The sequence below is a fragment of the Geminisphaera colitermitum TAV2 genome (assembly GCF_000171235.2).
In the GTDB taxonomy this organism is placed as follows: domain Bacteria; phylum Verrucomicrobiota; class Verrucomicrobiia; order Opitutales; family Opitutaceae; genus Geminisphaera; species Geminisphaera colitermitum.
Map to the genome: position 1 here is coordinate 101970 of NZ_ABEA03000091.1, position 19105 is coordinate 121074.

Sequence of the window (19105 nt, forward strand, 5' to 3'; positions counted from 1 at the left end):
GGATGGAGCGTGGTTTCGGAGGCCTCGGAGAGGCCTCCCTACCAGGTATCAAATGGCTACATTGGCGTAGGAATGCTTCGCGCGAGAGTTTGGGATTTGAACAGCGGGAGTTTGGCGTTTCGCTGGCCATCATGCTCGCCTCCGATCTCTTTGAACTGCCGGCCTCGCTTTCGCGTTTTGCGGAGTTTTTTCGTGCGGAGGTTGCGCCTTGGGAATGGCTGCGACAGATCGGGCCGGCGTTGAAATCGCTCCCTCCCCCCCCCCCCCCCCCTCCGGCACATGCGGTGAAAGAAGCGGTGTCCGCTGCGGTGCGGATTGAGGGGACGGTGTGGATTGATCCGAGCGTCAAGCTGCCGGCCTATGCGACGATCATCGGCCCGGCATGGATTGGCGCGGGAACGGAAATCCGTCCGGGGGCGTTCGTGCGCGGCAATGTGATCACGGGGGAGGGATGTGTGCTCGGCAATGCGTGCGAGTTTAAGAACTGTCTGCTGCTCGATGGCGTGCAGGTGCCGCATTTCAGCTACGTGGGCGACTCGATCCTGGGCAACAAGGCCCACTTGGGAGCGGGAGTGATTTGCTCCAATCTGCGGCTCGACCAGAAAGCGATCACCGTGCGTCTGCCCGCAACGACTGAAGGGACGGCAAACGGTGGCGTGGTGAATACGGGTTTGCGCAAGTTTGGGGCGTTGTTGGGTGATGGGGCGGAGGCCGGTTGCAATTCGGTGCTCAATCCGGGGTCGATCTTGGGCCGCCGGGCGTTGGTGATGCCAACGGTGGCGTTTGCGGGGTATCTGCCGCCGGCGACGATCGCGCGGGTGCGCGGGCATGTGTCGTTTTTGCCACGGAGGGATTGAGGTCCGCATGCTTTCTCCTCACTACGCTTCCCGGCTTTTATGCAAAACACACCGCCTCCCTCGTCTGAATCTTCGCCAGCCGTGACACCCGCGCCGGCCACGACCGCCTCCTCCGCGGCCGACTACAAATTCCGCTTCGGCGACGCGCTCATCGGAGCGCAGATGCTTTTCGTCGCCTTCGGAGCGCTCGTGCTGGTGCCCATCCTTACCGGCCTCAATCCCAATGTCGCGCTTTTCACCGCCGGTCTCGGCACGCTCATCTACCAGATCATCACGCGTGGCAGGGTGCCGGTGTTCATCGCATCAAGTTTCGCGTTCATCGCGCCGATCTCAGCCGGTGTGGAGCAATGGGGTATCCCGGGCACGCTGTGCGGACTAGTCGGGGCGGGTGTGATGTATTTCATTGTGGGTGCGCTCATCAAATGGCGTGGCATTGGCCTCCTGCAAAAAATCCTGCCGCCGGTCGTCATTGGCCCGGTGGTCATGGTGATCGGCCTGCTGCTCGCGCCGGTGGGGGCGGGCATGGCAATGGGCAAGACGCCCGGCTGCACGATTCCCACCTGGCAGGCGCTCACCATCGCGGGCATATCGCTGGCCACGATGATTCTCGTATCATTGCGTGCGCGCGGCATGTTGCGACTGCTGCCGATTCTGTGCGGCATCGGCGCGGGTTATGTGGCGTCAATGGCATTTGGATACGTTGACTTCAACGGCATCAAAAACGCGGCGTGGATCGCCGTGCCGGCCTTCACCGCGCCGGTGTGGAACCTGTCGGCCATCCTGTTCATCGCTCCGGTCGCGCTCGCGCCGATCATCGAGCACTACGGCGCAGTCCAGGCCATCGGCCAGATTACGGGCCGCGACTACGTGGCCAATCCCGGCATCCACCGCTGCCTCGTCGGCGATGGACTGGCGACCTCGGTCGCAGGCATGTTGGGCGGTCCTCCGTGCACGACTTACAGCGAAGTGATCGGTGCGGTTGCCCTCACGCGGGCGTTCAACCCGGCCATCATGACGTGGGCGGCGGTCACGGCAATCGCGCTGGCGTTCGTCGGCAAAGTCGGCGCGATCCTCGGCTCGATTCCGGTGCCGGTGATGGGTGGCATCATGACGCTGCTGTTTGGCGCCATCGCCACCGTGGGGCTGCAAACCCTGGTGCGTGCGAAACAAGACCTGCTCGAACCGCGCAACATGACCATCGTGTCGCTCATCCTCGTGTGCGGCATCGGCGGCATGGTGATCGGCGACAAACAATCCTTCGCCCTCGAAGGCATCGGTCTGGCCGGCATTCTTGGCATCGTGCTCAATCTGATCCTGCCCAAGGCACGGAAGGAATGAACCGTAGTTAGTTTTTAACTACGCAAATCCCGCACCGTCCTCCCCGGCCTCCAGCGACCCGGAATGAGCACACCGCGCGGATGCTCGGGCACGCGGGTTTCGTTGTTGATCAGCGCGCCGATCAGCAAATCCGTCGCCGCGGCGGCCACGGCTTCGCTTTGCTGACAAATGCCGGTTGTCACACGGTCGGCCTCCGCCACGTGCAAGTGGGAAAAACCGATGTCATGCGGCACTGAGAAGCCATGTGCGCGCAGCACGCGCGGGATGTGTTTTTCCGTCGAAATAATTACCTCCGGACGGTATTTTTTCACCCACGCCGCCACCACATCGTCGTCCAGCGTCACGAGCGGAGGCAACGGCGCGAGGCGAAACTCCTGCCGCATCGTCGCCAGGTAGCCGGCCGCGAAACGATTCGCCACCACCGTCTCCGTCAACGGCTCCCCGATGTATCCAATCCTGCGGTACCCGAGGCGGCGAAGCTCGCGCACCGCCAGTTGCGTGGACAGATGCTGGTCGTTGCTGGCGAAGTGCAACGCGGGGGAATGATACGCCGTGCCCACGCCCACGATGGCGAATTGGTTCAAGTCAACCGGGATGGCGGTCGCCGAACCGTCCGCGCCTTCGGCAAATCCCTGCAACAACAGTCCGCGCACGCCGCGGGCCAGCAGCATGTCGGTGAGGCGGGCCGGATGGGGCAGCGTGCCGCCCGCCGGCCTGCCGCCAGCGGATGCATCGCCCGCGCCGCGCAACCGCGGATCGCGCGCCCACACGCGTTCGATCGCGTAGCCCGCCGCCTCGGCCCGCGCGCGCACCCCGTTGTAAAACGCCACCGACACCGCATCGGCCCGCCAGCCTTGCGGCGAATCGTGAAAGTCGAGCCAGGCAAGATTCCATCTTGCCGTGGGCGGGCGATGATTGCGCACCTGCGCCATGAGCGCGGCCACGAGCGGATGCGCCCGGTGGCCCAGGCGTCGCGCCACCTCCCGCACACGCTCGCGTGTATCGATGCCGATGCGCGTATCCCCGCGCAACGCCCGCGACACCGTGCTCGTCGCCACGCCTGCCTCGCGCGCGATGGCTGACAGCGGCACATGGCTGACGCCGGACGGCTGATGGCTGGAATCGGAAATCGGAGGCATTGGTTGTGGACGTATGCGCTTATGACGTGCGCAACGCGTTGCGCAACACCATCCGCTTGCGTTGCGTTTCACGCTCGCAGCCGAGGACTCGGAGAGGCCTCCCTACCGTTCCCATCCCGCCATGAGCAAAGCCACCCGCACCAAAACCACACCCACGCCCGCCTTTACCGCACGCGTCAAAAAAATCCGCGCTGCGCACGAGGCGTTTTTGCGCCGCAAAAATCCTGTCGATTCCGTGTGGGACAACGGCGTGTTTGAACGCTTCCGTTACCCTGTCGTCACCGACCGCCACACGCCCCTCGAATGGCGCTACGATTTCAACCCGGCCACCAACCCCTTTTTCATGGAGCGCCTCGGCATCAACGCCACGCTCAACCCCGGCGCGTTTTTGTGGAAAGGCAAAGTGTGCCTCGTCGTGCGCACCGAAGGCTACGACCGCAAAAGTTTTTTCTCCATCGCCGAGTCCGCCAACGGCATTGACGGCTTCCGCTTCTGGCCCGAGCCCATCGACCTCCCCGAAATCGCGCCCGAAACCAACGTCTATGACATGCGCATCACCCCGCACGAAGACGGCTGGATTTACGGCGTGTTCTGCGCTGAATCGCGCGACCCCAAGGCCGCACCCGCCGATCTCTCCAGCGCCGTTGCGCAAGCGGGCCTCGTGCGCACGCGCGACTTCAAAAAATGGGAACGCCTGCCCAACCTCCGCACCCCCGCCTCGCAGCAGCGCAACGTCGTGCTCCATCCCGAGTATGTAAACGGCCAATACGCCTTTTACACGCGTCCGATGGACGGCTTCATCGACGTCGGCAGCGGTGGCGGCATTGGCTGGACACTCTGCAAAGACATCACGACGGGCAAAACCGGTCCTGAAAAAATCATCGACGAACGCGCCTACCACACGATCAAGGAATCGAAAAACGGCCAGGGCCCCGCCCCGATCAAGACGCCGCAAGGCTGGCTCCACATGGCGCACGGCGTGCGCGGTTGCGCGGCGGGGCTGCGTTACGTGCTCTACGCCTTCATGACCGCGCTCGACGATCCTTCGCGCATCATTGCGCGGCCCGGCGGACATTTCCTCGCACCCTACGAAGGCGAGCGCGTGGGCGACGTGTCCAACGTCACCTTCACCAACGGCTGGGTGCAGCTTCCCGATAAAGCGCAGACGATCCTGCTCTATTACGGAGGTTCCGACACGCGTTGCTACGTGGCGCGCACCACGACGGCGAAGCTCATCGACTGGTGCCTCAACACCCCCGAAGACGCGCTCACCACGCGCCGCGCCGTCGATCAACGCCTTGCCCTCATCCGCGCCAACGCCGCCTTGAAGCGCTGACTTTCCGGCTTCGACATTTCGAAGCGTAACTTCTTTCCTTCGCGTCCATGAGTTGGTGGACGCGATTTCGATCCCTGTTTGCGCGGACCTTTCCCGGCGTGGCGGGAGGCGATGCCGGTGAACGCGCCGCCGCCGCTCATCTCCGGACTGCGGGACTCACGATCATTGCGCGCAACTGGCGCAATCCGCGCGACCGCCGCGAGGAAATCGACCTCGTGTGCGAAGACGACGGCGTGCTGGTGTTCGTGGAAGTCAAGACCCGCGCCACCTCCGCGCTCGTGCCCGGCTACCACACCGTGACGCGAAAGAAAAAAGCCGTCCTTCGCCGCGCCTGCCGCGCCTACCTCAACCGTCTGCATCCGCCGCCCGAGCATCATCGTTTCGACATTGTGGACGTGGTGACCAGCGGACACGAGGCCGACGACCGCGCCGGTGGCCTCGTGCTCGAAGTCCATCACTACGAAAACGTGCCGCTCTTCGAGGACGTCCGGTAGTGGCACCCGGTAGTGGCAACGGCTTTGCCAATCACACATCCGGCAGGTGTTGATTGCGGATCTCCGTCAGTCGCATGAGCAGTTGCGCGGTGTCGATGTTGACCGGATCGATGTTTGATTGGCACGCGAGGGCCGCAGCCAGGCCAGCGGCCTCGCCGGTGGCCACCGCGTCGCCTGTCACCCGGTAGCTGGCATGGGCGATATGGTCGCCCGAAATGCAGCGACCGGCCATCATCAGGTTGTCCACATCCTGAGCCAGCAAACAGCGGTAGGGGATGTCGTAAGGCTGCATCGGCAGGTGGTAGAGACCGCGCCCCTCCGTCGGATCGGGATGGTGGATGTCCACGTTGAAACGCACGTGGCAGATACCGTCCTCAAAGCGTCGCCCCGCCTGTAGATCTTCCTGCGTGAGGTAATACCGGCCGAGGATACGGCGCGCCTCGCGCACGCCGAGGAAGGGTCCGGTGTCGATCAGGTAAATGTCCTTCCAGTCGTCGCCGCCGCGGGTCTTGAGGATATGGACGAGTTCGCGGATTTCGCGGCGTCCTTGGAATTCGGCACGCGTGAGGTTGCGCACGTCGATGCCGCTACCCCAAAGGTGCGTGGCCATGAGCATGAACACGCCGGGCTGGCCGGGCTGTTGGAAGAGTGAAACGCGCTCGTAGCTGAGCTGAAACCCGGCCGCCTGCGCGATACCGAGCATCGGTTGGTGACGGGCTCCATTGCCCCGGTAGCCACCGATGCGGCCATAAAGCGTCATCGGCTGCACCTTGCCATCTTCGGGACGCCCGTGCTTGAAGGCGCAACCGGCCTGCGCGCACACGTCGCCGTCGCCCGTAGTGTCGATTACGATACGAGCTTTGATGAACTCGCGTCCGGATTTGCTTTCGGTAAAAACGCCGGTCACACGCGAGCCCTCGCGGGCGACGGCAGTGACATGGGTATAGAGCTGGACCTCGATGCCCGTCTCATGCGCCATCTCGTCGAGCAGGCCCTTCATCGCTTCGATACCATAAATTGGACCGCCCTTCCATGGCTCGAAATAACCGCAAGCACCCCGCGCTTTGAGCCGTGTCTCCAGCTCACGGATGAGGCCGGACTTGTTCTGGCTGTCGAGAATGATGGTCAGCCCGCCGGCGGTCCAGATGCCGCCGAGGAAGGGGTGGCGTTCGAGCAACAACACACGCGCGCCGGTCCGGGCGGCGGTGAAGGCCGCGGCGATGCCGGCCGGGCCGCCGCCGCAGACGAGGATGTCGGTTTCGCGCACGACAGGGATGTCGCGTGCAGGTTCGTGGATTTGGTGAACGGTGGAGCAGGAGTTCATGCTCCGCAGCATACGCGCTTTGCGTGCGTCCGGACGGACTGAAAACCGGCGCATTTCTAGCACAGATGTAACCTGCCGCGTCTTGCGAATTTTTCACCGGTCCACCCGCGGTGCCCGCCCGACGACCTTGCGGTAACAACGGCTGAAGTAATTGGGATCGGAAAATCCGCACGCTGCCGCGATGTCGGCCAGATTGAGTCCGGGGTTTTTTAACAAATGCCGCGCACGCCGTATTCGTTCGCTCATGACGTATTGGTTGAAAGGCGCCTTTGAAAACCGGGCGAACAAACGCGAGATGTGATTGGGGTGTAGTTGCAGGAAGCTGGCGACCGTCTCCCGCCCCAAGGGTTCGTGCAAGTGGTCGCGGATGAACTGGCACGCCGCCTGCCAGCGAAAATGTGAGCGCCCCTCCTCCCCCCCCTCCCGCCCGGGTTCGCTGTCCGCGAGCAACAGTTCGTGAGACCGAATGAGCAGCGCCCGAAACAAGGCCCGCAACCAGCGGTCCTCCGGGTTGCGTCCCGCGCAGCGGTCGATGGCTTCGCAGAGATGCCGTCCGTCAGCGTCGAGAGTTTTTTGCGTGTGGTGGGTGACGAGAAATTGGTGCCGGGTGACAGGGGGGGAGGGGGGGGGGAGGGGGCCGTTCGCGTTGGCGTTGGCGTGACTCCAGCGTTTTTGCGCGACGAGGAAGCGCGTCAGATGGGCGTGCGGCACCACGCCGAGCGAGAGATAATTTGCCTCTGGCGCGGGTTCCATCATGCACCCGGCGCTGGCATAAATGACATCGCCGCGCCGCAAGCGCACTTCCGAGCGCACGCCGTTTTGCCAGATGTGGTAACGTGCCTCCCCCCACAGACAGATGCTGAAACGCGGGCAATCGAGAGCGGTGAGACAGTGGCGTGCCTTTTCGTGCGAGAGAAACACCCGCCCGGACGCAGGCCGGCGCAGCACCGAGTCAATCAGCCGGGCGATGCAGTGTTTGTCCCTGGGATTTTTCATGTGCCGGAAGCCTATGAGCCGCTGGCCCGGATCGTCACGGATGGTTTTCTGAAACAGACAAAACGGTGTTGTGGGCAGGGCGTGGGCATTGGGTGTGTGTGGCAGGTCGCTCAGGTTGGAATCGACATCAACAAGCTGGTCACGCAAATTGTTGCGCATGGAGCGCAGAGTCACCCTTCGAGACATCGCTTGGCGAACCGGTTATCATTATTCGACGATATCGCCGGTGTTGAATGACGACCTGACGCTGCCCGTGGCCACGCGGGAAAAAACCCACCGCACCGCTGCATCCTGATCGAGGGAACCTGGCACGAGGAAAAAACAATGTGGCGGCTTTCACCACACACATCATGAAACCCGCTCCCACCATGCAGGAGGTCGCCCGCGCCTCCGGGTTCTCCCGGGCCGCGGTATCGATGGCGTTGCGCGGAGATCGGACCATCCCGGAAAGCACACGACTCCACATTCAGGCCGTGGCGCGCAAACTCGGTTACCGCACCAATCCGATGGTCGCCTCGCTCATGAGCCTGCACCGTCAGCGCAAATCCTTTACCGGTGCGCAAACCAGGATCGCCTGGCTCGCGAGTCATCCCCAGAGCAACCCTTGGCGCCGTTATGCCAGCTTTGTGAGCATGTTTCACGGCGCCCGGTCCCATGCCGCCGAGAAGGATTTCGCTCTGGAGGAATTTGATCTTCGCGCCCCGGGGATGACCGCCGTCCGTATGCGTGAGATTTTGGATACACGCAACATCACCGGCGTATTGATCGGCCCCCTGCCCCATGAGGAAACCCGGCTCGATTTCGACATCTCCAACATGGCCGTGGCGGGGCTTGGCATGAGCATCACGTTCCCGATGGTCACGCGCGTCGCCAACGACCACTTTCAGTCCGCCTCGCTGGCCGTCGCGCAATGCGCGCGGCTCGGTTACCGGCGCGTCGGTATCGTCGTCTGCGAGGAAGACTCCCGGCGTCTGGAGCACCGTTGGTTGGGTGGGTACCGCCAGGCCATCGAACAATACCATTTCGACCAGCGCATTCCTCCGCTCATGCCGATGCGCGACACCGAGCTGCCGTCCGTCCTGCCTGGCTGGCTGAAAACCTGGAAGCCGGACGTCGTCATTCTCAACAACAACGAATTTGACATACAAAAGCTGATACCTGTTTCGACCGGCATGATCTTGCTCGGTGTGGATCGGGCGGGTTCCGCGCTGAGCGGCATCTGGCAAAACTACGAACTGTTGGGGCGGATGGCCGTCGAGAGTATTATCAATCGCCTTTACACCAATAATTTCGATCAGATCCAACAGGCGCAACTTCACCTTGTGTCCGGCTCTTGGGAACCTGGCCTCACCGCTCCCGGCCCTGGACGTCGCCGCCCTTCGGTTGCGACCTTGCGGGCGAAGGGGCTGGCGACTTGGCAGGTTACTGAACGGCGTCAGTAACGACCGCCTTGGAGGTCTCCGGGAAATGGCTTCACTGTCGGCGTAAACAAAAACGTCCGACCACCACATATCCCGCCATGCCAACGCACACACGTCCCCGCGCCTTCACGCTGATCGAATTACTGACGGTGATTGCCATCGTCGGCATCATGGCCGCCATCACCATCCCCGTCGTCGGCAAAGTTCGCGAATCGGCCAACAACGTCCAATGCCTCTCCGCCCTGCGCTCCTGGGGCATCGCCCTGCAACTCTACGTTGACGAGCACAAGGGCATGCTGCCCGGCCCCTGCTGGGCCGTCGTCGAAAACCTCCCCAGCAACAACAGGCAACTCCCTTACTTCCTTGCCCCCTACATGAACAGCACTCTGAAAAAGGGAAAATTGCCCGACAACTTCCTCTGCCGCGCCTGGGCGCATGACAGAACCAAGGAGGACACCGCCATCTGGCAACTGGTTCGCGTTGCCAAACGCGCCGGTGGATCGGGCATCCGTCCCTTCGGATACCCGAACAGTGACACTGAGCCTGTTCGCAACTACCATACCCTTGATGACATCATCAACATCAGGACCGCCATAGCGATTCGCGACATCGACAAGGGCGTCGCCAGCAACGACGGACTCCCTGAAAAACCCGTTCACAAAAACCATCGCAACGTCCTCTTCTTCGACTGGCACGTGGGCACCGAAGCGGCTAACTGAACCAGCCCCTCCCCCCCCCCCCCCCCCTCCCGACAGCATTCGTTTCCATGTTGATACGCCCAGAAAAGATCGTGGCATTTATTTGTCCCCCTCTTGCGACCCTGCTTGCGGCAACCCTCTTTGCGTCCGCCCTGCTTGCCGTGACGACATCGCTGAGCGCCCAAAAAACCATTCCCGCCGATCGTAAACTACCCGCGATCGAACCCGCCCGCGTCACCCAAATCACCGAATGGCTTTCTCCACGTCCCACGCATTTTACGCCCACCTTTGACGACCGCTCCTTCTGGACGCCGCTCGCCACCCTGCCCACCGCAAAGACCATCATCACCAAAGCCCGCAAATTCGCCCGCGAACCCATCCCCGACCTGCCCGACGCCCTCTACCTCGAGTTTCAAAACACAGGACGCCGCGAATCCTACGAACGCCCCTTCACCCTGCGCAGCGAACGCCTTAACGCCCTCGTGTTTGCCGCCGGCCTCACCAACGACACCGTCGCCTGGCTCCCGCCCATCGAAGCCGAACTCGCCGCCATTCTCGACGAACCCACCTGGGCCATCCCCGCCGGTGCCCGCAGCCGCAAAACCCGGACCGACGCCTACGACTACGTTGACCTCGCCGCCACCGCCCGCGCCTGGACGCTCGCCTCCGCTGACTGGCTGCTCGGCGACCGGCTCCAACCCGCCACCCGCGCTCGTATCCGCCAGGAAATACACGCCCGCGTCCTCGCCCCCTGGTTAGCGCGCGTGCGCGCCCGCGACCGCCGCGATTTCTGGTGGATGAGCACCGACAACAACTGGAACGCCGTCTGCAACACCGGCGTTCTCGGCACCGCGCTCACCCTGACCGAAAACCCGGCGGAACGCGCCAGGTTCATTGCCGCCTACGAAGCCCTCACTCCCTTCTTCCTTGCCGGTTTTGCCGACGACGGCTTTTGCCACGAAGGCATCGGATATTGGGTGTATGGATTTGGTCACTACCTGATCGGAGCTGAACTGATTCGCCAGACCACGGCGGGTCATGTCGATCTACTCGCCGCGCCGAAAGTCGCCCGCATTGCCACGTTCGCGAGCGGCTGGGAAATCTGCCCCGGCATTTACCCCGCCTTTGGCGATGCCCGGATGACGACACGCGTCTCCCCCTGGCTCTCCACCTTCGTCGCCTCCCGCTTTGCCACCCCGCCGCCAGCCGACGTCGCGCTCCCGCAATTTCGCAACTGGCACTCCCTCGGCGTGCAACTCTACGCCTCGCTCTTCGAACTCGCCGAACACGCTGAACACGCGACCCCCTCCTCCCCCCCCCCCGCCCCGCCAGCAAACAATCCCGGCGCACTTGCCCCGCGCAACTGGTTCCCCGACGGCGGCGCGCTCGTCGCCCGCTCCATCCCCGCCGCCACCGGCCTCTCGCTTGCCATCAAAGGCGGCCACAACGGGCAACCCCACAACCACAACGACCTCGGCTCATTTGTCGTCGTCAACGACGGCGTCCTCGTGATGAGCGACCTCGGCGTCGATGCCTACACCAAGGACACCTTTGGCCCCCGCCGTTACACCAGCGGCGTGATGAACTCCTTCGGCCATCCCGTTCCCCGCGTGGCCGGACAACTCCAGAAGACCGGCCCCGACGCACGCGCCGTCACCGTGCGCACCGAGTTCACCGACGAGCGCGACGTATGGGAAATGGACCTGACCTCCGCCTATGACGTCCCTGCGCTCAAACAACTCACGCGCACCTTCACCTTCACCCGCGCCAACCGAGGCCGGCTCGAAATCGTGGACCGCGTCCGCCACACCACCCCGCAGACCTTCGGCACCGCCCTCATCCTGCTTCCCGGCCAGCAACGCAGCGCAGCGCACGCCAGCGGTTTCCGACTGACATCCGGCGGCAAGGCCGTGGACATCGCATTTCACGCCGACGGAGGCGACATCGTGCTCCGCGAGGAACCCGTTTCCGGCATCATCCCCGACGCCCCGCCCAAGGGAACGCGCGTCGGCCTCGAACTTCTCCAACCAACCCTTGAAGCCGAAATCCGCCTCGTGATCACGCCCGCAAACGACCCCTGAAAACAACCGCCAGCCCCCCCCCCCCCGCGCTTCCTCAAAATCCAGCCGATGAATGCCATTTCACTCATCATTTTCGAGATCACAACCGTGGCCTCGCATTCCCAACGGACAACACGCCAGACCAAAACCGAACAATAAACCGTCACAAAAAAATGAATACACAAACATCACAAAACCGCCGGTCCAATCGCCATCTCGCCACCACGCTTCTCACGGCTGCGCTCGCCGTATTCGCGCTTCCGCTACACGCTGCCGATTATACATGGACGGGGGGAGGAACTGACAGAAACTGGGGAACAAGCAGCAACTGGAGCTCCAATCCCGCATTTACCACGTCGAACAACCTTATCTTCGGAGATTCGACGAACACGTCCCTTGGCGCACCAAGCTATATCGGAGCAGCAAGGAGCATCGGCACCATCATCTTTGGCAGTAACGCTGACAGTAGTATTGGAATCCGTTTAACAACCACCGCGACAGGCTCCGCCGGCCGCAACCTGATTGTTGCCGGTGGTGTGAAGGTGGACTCCGATGCTTCAGGCAATCACACAATCGGCGTGGGAGGACTCGGCTCCCTCCGAATCTCCTCAGGCACCGAGTCCGTCACATTTGACCACAATGGCACAGGCACCCTGACCGTTGCGGCGGAGATCAGCGACGATGCATTGGGCAAGTCCCTGAACAAAACCGGAACAGGCACGCTGGTTTTTTCCGCCGTAAACACTTACATCGGCGACACCATCGTGAGCGCAGGCACCTTGAACCTCACCAACACGAGTGAAATGCGTTTTGTCCTCAAAGAAGGGAACGTGAGCAACAGTGTGTCCGGGGACGGAACAGTGAATTTCAACGGGCTACTCCGCTTGGACAACACCTCGTTCACCGGCACATCCGGGGCATGGAACCTGGTGAACGTCGGCACGCTGAATGCAACTTTCGGGAGCACATTCGGACTGGCATTCATGAACGGCCCAACCTTCACCAATGCGGGCGACGGCATTTACACCAACGGCGATTGGACCTTCAACACCGGCACAGGCACCCTGACGTTAACAGTGCCGGAGCCTGCCACCTGCGCCTTCCTCGCCGGCCTCGCCATTCTCACCGGCACCATTATCCGCCGCCGCATCCGGGCCTGATTCGCCCCTCTCCTCCCCCCCCCCACCCCCCACACACACCACAACGCATGGGAGGTTCTAAAAATTCATTTTTGCACAGAAGATAACCAAGATAAAGACAGGGAGCGTAATTGGTTCTTCGACATTTTCAATGGCTCGACATGGAGTGCGGCGATTCATCGCCGCTTTCGACGGGTCGTTTTAACGACCCGCCTCCCGCCCTCCCGCCTCCCGATGCGTCCTTTGCCAGACGGCAGAGAAGGTAGCAACAGGGTAAGGCGAGGCGACGTGATGAATCACGTCGCCTAAAGCGGCGATGAATCGCCGCACTCCATATCGTAATCCTGTCCCTCCACTGAAAACATCGAATAACCGCGTAATTTATTCTAAATTATTTACTGCCAACATATTGTTAAAAAACAAAAATTCCACTTCAATTGATTATCTTCGTTACCTTCTGTGCAATTTTTAGAACTTTCCGCATGTCTATTTCGGAAACCATTATGACATCGCAGTCATTTATTTCCCACTACAAGCCCGGCTGGATGGCGGCATGCGTGCTGACGGCCATCCTCTCGCTCGCCCCCATTTCCGTCCGGTCCGCCGGTACGACCGAAACAAAGCCTGACGCGAAACCCGCCTTCAAGCATCCCGCGCGCACCCAGGCCGACATCGCGCACCTCACCCTCGCGGAGCTGACCGACCCCGCGCTTGTCCCGCCGACCATCAACACGTCACCACTTCCTGAATACGGATACGACCGGCTCGACTACGGCATGACCATCGGCATCGAACGCACCCCCGGCGGCCGCCTCTGGGCCTGCTGGGTTGGCGGAGGCGACAACGACAAAGCCTTTTTCGTCCTGGCCACCAGCGATGACGACGGCGAAACATGGTCCCCTCCCCGCGCCGTCCTCGATCCCCACGACGAAAGCCTGCCACTGCGCCGGCGCACAGTCGTGGGCAATCTCTGGACCGATCCCAAAGGCCGCCTCTGGCTCTTCTTCGACCAGTCAATGGGCACCTTTGATGGCCGGGCCGGAAGCTGGTTTACCATCTGCGAAAATCCCGACAGCGACCAACCCGTCTGGTCTGCGCCCGTGCGCATCTGGCACGGCTGCTCGCTCAACAAACCCACCGTCCTTTCCAATGACGACTGGCTTCTCCCCATTTCCTTGTGGCCCCGAGGCAACATCGCTGCGCCATTGAGCGACAAACCGGACATCTTTGCCGAACTGGACAAATACCGCATGGCCAACGTCTTTGTTTCCTCCGACCAAGGCAAAACATGGACGCGGCGCGGCGGCGTCAAATTCCCCGGACCACGCTTCGACGAGCACATGTTCATCGAACGCCGTGACGGCTCCATCTGGATGACCGCGCGCACGCGCAACGGCCTCTGGGAAAGCACCTCCGCCGACGGTGGGCGGACATGGGCCCGCCCAAAGGAATCCCCCATAAAAACCGCCTCCTCCCGCCACTTCATCCGCCGCCTGCAATCCGGCAACATCCTGCTCATAAAACACGGCGGAAAAATCCACGAAGCCCCCATCTGGCAAGGGAGGCTCTCCCGCTCCCGCCTCGCCGCTTTTCTCTCCGAGGACGACGGCCTCACTTGGACAGGTGGGCTCATGCTCGACAAGCGCGGCGGCGTTTCCTACCCGGATGGTTTTCAAGCCCCCGACGGCACCCTCTACATCTCGTGGGACCATCAACGTAACACCGAAGGCGAAATCCTGATGGCCCGCTTTACCGAGGACGACATCCGCGCCTGCAAATTCCTCGGCCCCAAATCGCGCACCCAAATGCTGATCAGCCGCCCCAACCCCGAAGCCGTCAAAGCGCGCCAACAACGCGAAGCCACCGAGACTCCGAAAGTCGCCACCGAGGACGCCCCACCAGTTGGGTGAGGGCTGCATTCCGGTCGCTGACGGGGGGGGGGGGGAGGGGGCAGTGAAATGCAGCCGGCTACCAAGGCAAGTCGGCTTGGTCGTGATTGATCTTATTTGATTGTTTTATTGAAAACGGTCTTATTCGCTCACTCATCCATTTCCCATCATGCCTGCCAAGAACGCCTCCCGCTCCTCCCGCCCCTCTCGCACAAGCACCGCCCGCACGTCCGCACCTGCAACGGCCATCCGCCGTGTTCACTACGTGCTCAGCACGCATTGGGACCGGGAATGGTATCAGACATTCCAAGACTACCGCCGCCGCCTCGTCCACCTGCTCGACCGCGTGCTCGATGACCTCGAAAGCGGAGCGCTGCGCGGACCCTTCACCACGGACGGACAATCGATCATCCTCGACGATTACCTCGAAATCCGACCCGAACGCCGCGCACAAATCGAACGCTTCGCACGCGACGGACGCCTCAAAATCGGCCCCTGGTACGTGATGCCCGACGAATGGCTCGTGTCCGGCGAATCCCTCGTCCGCAACATTCGCCTCGGACGAAAACAAGCGCGCGACTTCGGCGGCGTGGCCTCGGACGCCGGACTTGTCTGCGACCAGTTCGGACACATCGGACAACTCCCCCAAATCTTCAAAAACTTCGGCATACGCAGCGCGCTTGTCTGGCGCGGCATCGAACAACGCGCCACCGCCCACCTCGTCTGGCGCGGCGCAGACGGCACACCGATTCCGACCTACCGTTTCGGGCGCGCCGGCTACTGCGATTACACTTGGGACGTGCGCCGCTGCACGGAACGAAGCCTGCCCTTCGACCCCGCCCTCGCGCCGAACGACCTACGCGCCTTCCTCGACAAAGAAGCCGCGCGCACGCATCCCGCGCTGCCCCTGATCGTATTCGATGGCGGCGACCATCTCGAACACGACGACGACCATTACGCGCTGCTGTTCGCTCAAAAACCGTCACCCGATTTCCCCTACGCCATCACACACTCCACGCTCGACGCTTGGATCGACGACATGCTCGCCGCCGCCGCCATGCATCCCGAAGTGTTTGGGAAAAACGCTGACGTAGTGACAGGAGAACTACGCGAAAATTCCCGCGCTTCTGCCCAGATTGACCAACAATGGCTCATCCCCGGTGTCCTCTCCAGCCGCGTATGGATCAAACAAGCCAACGCCGAATGCCAATCGCTGCTCACCCAGTGGGCCGAGCCCTTTGCCGCGCTTGCCTCCACGCTGATCACTCCCCCCCCCTCCCCCCCCTCCACTTACCTCGACACCGCGTGGCGCTGGCTCCTGCAAAACCACCCGCACGATTCCATCTGCGGATGCAGCATCGACGAAGTGCACGAGGACATGAAGTACCGCTTCGCCCAATGCCGCCAGATCGCCGCCGCGCAGACCGCCGAATCCCTCGCGCAACTCGCGTCCAGCATCCCCGGCGAACTCAACGACAAAGAACTCCGTGTGCTCGTCGCCAACCCGCTGCCGCGCCCGCTCGACGAACCGGTTGACCTCACGCTGCATATCCCCGCCGAGTGGGGATGCTTTCAGGAATTTTTTGGCTTCGAACCCAAACCCGCATTCCGTATCCACGACTCCACGACAGGCGACGAACTGCCTTATCAATTGCTCGCGCAAGACATGGCGCGCACGAAACTGCGCATCAACCCGATCAAATTCCCCGAAGCCTATAAAACCAACGACGTCACTGTTTGCGTCCGCCTTCGCCTGCCCGCGCTCGGCTACACCACGCTCATCGTGCGCGAAGGCGCTTGGGACGAGCCCGCGCCGCGCAGTCCGGTTACTCGCGGCGTGCATCCCGTCCGCCACCCGTCCGCGCCCGGCCTTGCCACCAGCGAATGCTCGATGGCAAACGAATTTCTTACTGTCACCATCGAACCCAACGGCACGCTGACCGTGACCGACAAACGCACCGGGCAAACTTACTCGCGCCTGCTCACGTTTGAGGACATCGCCGACATTGGCGACGGCTGGTATCACGGCCAGGCGGTCAACGACCAGCGTTTCGTCTCCACCGCGGCGGCGGCGGATGTCGCGCTCCTCCACGACGGCCCGGAGCGTTGCGAATTTCGCATCCACACCACGCTGCGTCTCCCCGACGAATACCGTTTCGACACCCGCACGCGCTCCGCGAACCTCATCCCGCTGACCCTCGACACGCGCGTCGTCCTGCGCGCCGGTGCCGACCGTATCGAGATCACCACCGAGGTGGACAACACTGTCAAAGATCACCGCCTGCGCGTCCTCTTCCCGACGGGCGCGAGTGCCGCCACGCATTATCTGGCGGACGGGGCGTTTGATGTCGTGGAACGTCCCATTGCGCTCCCGTCCGACAACCATTTCTCCCGCGAACTCAGCATCGAAACCACCCCGCAACAAACATGGACAGCCGTAACGGGAGCAACAGCAGGGGGGGGGGGAGGGAAGACCCTGCGCGGCCTCGCCATTGTCAGCACCGGCCTGATGGAAAGCGCCGTGCGTGACCAACCCGAACGTCCTATCGCGCTCACACTTCTCCGCGCCACGCGCCGCACCGTGTTAACCGACGGACAACCGGCGGGGCAGATTCAAGGCCGCCACGTATTCAAATACTGGATCGTCCCGCAAGCAGCCGCCGCGCCCAAGCGTCGCGCGCTGTGCGAGGCTGGCCAGCAACTCGCCGCCGGTCTGCGCACCGCGCAACTCCGCGCCGCCGACCTCGCGCTGCACCGCCCGAAAACCAAGGGTGTGTCCTCAGTTCCCGCTGCGGCATCGTTGCTCGCCCTCGCTGGCGACGCCGTCCTGAGCAGCGCCCGGCAAGTCGCGGGGTCACTGGAGGTTCGTATCTTTAATCCAACTACGAAGGCAACGAAAGCCGTCCTCACGTTTACCAAGCGAGCAAAAGGAACCTCCGTCACGCGTGTCGATTTCGAGAGCAACCCACTCGCAAAGCCCGATCCATTGCCATCTTCCGGAACCTATTCCCTGCCGCTCCGCCCAAAGGAAATCGTCACGCTCCGAATCGAATAGAGCCTTTTCACGAGATTTGTAGCCATCATCTACCTGGTAGGGAGGCCTCTCCGAGGCCTCCGTGAGCGTAGTGTGAGGAAGCGAAACTCATAGGTAGTTGGAGCGTGGTTTCGGAGGCCTCGGAGAGGCCTCCCTACCAAGTATCAAATGGCTACAGTTTAAATGAAATTGCTCTAAAAGCTGTCACGCCTCCGGCGTGAAGAATGCGGGCGGGACGCCCGCGTCACGCGTAGGGGCTTCGCTTGCGAAGCCCGCGTTTGCAGGATGTGGCATCGGATGGCGGGCGCGGGCGTCGCAAGCGACGCCCCTACAGCGGGCGGGACGCCCGCGCCACGGCCAGTTACCAGACCATGAGGCCGCCAGCGTAGGTGAGGCCGGCTCCGACTGAGCAAAAGATGATTTTGTCGCCGGTTTTGAAGATGCCTTCTTCGGCGGCCCATCCAAGCGCCATGGAGACGCTGGCCCCGGAGGTGTTGCCGTATTTGGCAATGGTGACGACGAAGCGTTCGAAGGGGATGCCGACGCGTTTGCCAACGGCCTTGAGGATGCGTTCGTTGGCTTGGTGCGGGACGATCCACTCGATGTCGGCAGGGGTGAGGTTGTGGCGTTTGATGGTTTGCTCGATTTGGTCGGCAAAGGACACGACGGCGTTTTTGAAAACGGCGCCGCCGTCCATTTGTAGATAAAAATCGTTGCGGTCACTGCCCGTGGCGTTGGGAACGGGGCGCGTCGCGCCGCCGCCGGGGCGCTGGATGGCTTCGAAGAGGTTGGCGTTGCCGGAGAGCGCCATGCGGTGGAGGCGGTGGCCGCCAGGGGTGGCGGTGAGGATGGCGGCTCCGGCACCGTCGCCAAAGAGGAACGCGGTTTCGTGGTCGTTGGGGTTGGTGATGCGGGAGAGGAGTTCGGCGGTGACGACGATGATGTTTTTCGCAGTGCCGGAGCGAATGAAGGAGCGGCCAACTTCGAGGGCATAGAGCCAGCCGGAACAGGCGGCGTTGATGTCGAAGGCGAGGGCATGCGGGATGCCAAGGTGTTTGGCAAGGGCGCTGGCCATCGAGGGTACGGGTTGGTCGGGGATGATGGTGGCAAGGATGACGCCGTCGATTTGTTGCACGTCCATTTTCGCCTGGTCGAGGGCGTGACGAACGGCTTTGGCCGCGAGGCTGGTGGCGGTTTCGTTGGCGTCGGCGTAGCGGCGTTCTTTGATGCCGGTGAGTTTCAGCATCTCGGCTTCGGTGCGTCCGGGGAAGGCTTTGAGGATTTCGCTGGTGGGACGGATGTTGTTGGGCACGGCGTAGCCGACGCCGGCAATGCAAACGGTTTCATCGGCGGCAGTGGCTGCGATGGTGGACGCAGGGG

General features: G+C 62.4%; 15 protein-coding genes. 11 read left to right on the forward strand and 4 right to left on the reverse strand.

The features are described from left to right. Positions 1–131: 131 nt before the first annotated feature. Positions 132–857 carry an acyltransferase gene (locus OBACDRAFT_RS09810; RefSeq protein WP_043585174.1) on the forward strand — a complete coding sequence of 242 codons (726 nt, stop codon included), beginning with the start codon at positions 132–134 and terminating at the stop codon, positions 855–857. A gap of 39 nt (positions 858–896) precedes the next feature. Next, positions 897–2195, forward strand: coding sequence for a uracil-xanthine permease family protein (locus OBACDRAFT_RS09815; RefSeq protein WP_052361613.1), 1299 nt, complete (start codon positions 897–899; stop codon positions 2193–2195). Between the two features lie 14 nt (positions 2196–2209). Here the strand turns inward: OBACDRAFT_RS09815 and OBACDRAFT_RS09820 are convergent, their stop codons facing one another. After that, on the reverse strand, positions 2210–3334 hold the full coding sequence (locus tag OBACDRAFT_RS09820) for a LacI family DNA-binding transcriptional regulator (RefSeq protein WP_043585114.1): 1125 nt from the start codon (positions 3332–3334) through the stop codon (positions 2210–2212). Between the two features lie 121 nt (positions 3335–3455). On the opposite strand from OBACDRAFT_RS09820, the gene OBACDRAFT_RS09825 reads away from it, so the two are divergent. Both OBACDRAFT_RS09825 and OBACDRAFT_RS09830 read left to right on the forward strand, forming a co-directional pair. Beyond that, positions 3456–4670 (forward strand): glycoside hydrolase family 130 protein, encoded by a 1215-nt coding sequence (locus tag OBACDRAFT_RS09825; RefSeq protein ID WP_043585178.1) that lies wholly within the window; start codon positions 3456–3458, stop codon positions 4668–4670. A gap of 47 nt (positions 4671–4717) precedes the next feature. Next, on the forward strand, positions 4718–5164 hold the full coding sequence (locus OBACDRAFT_RS09830) for a YraN family protein (protein ID WP_052361614.1): 447 nt from the start codon (positions 4718–4720) through the stop codon (positions 5162–5164). Positions 5165–5195: 31 nt separating this feature from the next. Here OBACDRAFT_RS09830 and OBACDRAFT_RS09835 read toward each other — a convergent pair whose 3' ends face one another. Beyond that, entirely contained in the window at positions 5196–6488 is a 1293-nt protein-coding gene (locus OBACDRAFT_RS09835; RefSeq protein WP_232766957.1) for an FAD-dependent oxidoreductase, read from the reverse strand. Between the two features lie 93 nt (positions 6489–6581). Then, a complete protein-coding gene (locus OBACDRAFT_RS09840; RefSeq protein ID WP_232766958.1) occupies positions 6582–7643 on the reverse strand; it encodes a helix-turn-helix transcriptional regulator in 1062 nt (353 codons plus the stop codon). On the opposite strand from OBACDRAFT_RS09840, the gene OBACDRAFT_RS28135 reads away from it, so the two are divergent. From OBACDRAFT_RS28135 to OBACDRAFT_RS09870, 7 genes are all read left to right on the forward strand, one after another. Continuing rightward, positions 7642–7779: a helix-turn-helix domain-containing protein gene (locus OBACDRAFT_RS28135; protein ID WP_125069147.1), complete on the forward strand. Its 138-nt coding sequence runs from the start codon at positions 7642–7644 to the stop codon at positions 7777–7779. The two genes, OBACDRAFT_RS09840 and OBACDRAFT_RS28135, sit on opposite strands and share 2 nt — an antisense overlap. Before the next feature lie 55 nt (positions 7780–7834). Next, positions 7835–8926, forward strand: a complete 1092-nt coding sequence (locus OBACDRAFT_RS09845) for a LacI family DNA-binding transcriptional regulator (protein ID WP_052361615.1) — start codon at positions 7835–7837, stop codon at positions 8924–8926. Between the two features lie 77 nt (positions 8927–9003). Next, positions 9004–9624: a type II secretion system protein gene (locus OBACDRAFT_RS09850; protein ID WP_043585119.1), complete on the forward strand. Its 621-nt coding sequence runs from the start codon at positions 9004–9006 to the stop codon at positions 9622–9624. 47 nt (positions 9625–9671) lie between these two features. Beyond that, positions 9672–11684: a heparinase II/III domain-containing protein gene (locus tag OBACDRAFT_RS09855; protein ID WP_081721944.1), complete on the forward strand. Its 2013-nt coding sequence runs from the start codon at positions 9672–9674 to the stop codon at positions 11682–11684. Between the two features lie 152 nt (positions 11685–11836). After that, complete coding sequence (locus tag OBACDRAFT_RS09860) at positions 11837–12823, forward strand: autotransporter-associated beta strand repeat-containing protein (protein ID WP_043585121.1); 987 nt, start codon at positions 11837–11839, stop codon at positions 12821–12823. A gap of 482 nt (positions 12824–13305) precedes the next feature. Then, the gene (locus OBACDRAFT_RS09865) at positions 13306–14712 is read left to right on the forward strand and encodes a sialidase family protein (protein ID WP_232766959.1); all 1407 of its coding nucleotides are present in this window, start codon (positions 13306–13308) and stop codon (positions 14710–14712) included. Positions 14713–14860: 148 nt separating this feature from the next. After that, complete coding sequence (locus OBACDRAFT_RS09870) at positions 14861–17746, forward strand: glycoside hydrolase family 38 N-terminal domain-containing protein (protein WP_052361618.1); 2886 nt, start codon at positions 14861–14863, stop codon at positions 17744–17746. Between the two features lie 340 nt (positions 17747–18086). On the opposite strand, the gene OBACDRAFT_RS09875 is transcribed toward OBACDRAFT_RS09870, so the two are convergent. Beyond that, the coding region (locus OBACDRAFT_RS09875) for a 3-oxoacyl-ACP synthase III family protein (protein WP_157837009.1) at positions 18087–19105 on the reverse strand (1019 nt) is incomplete at its 5' end.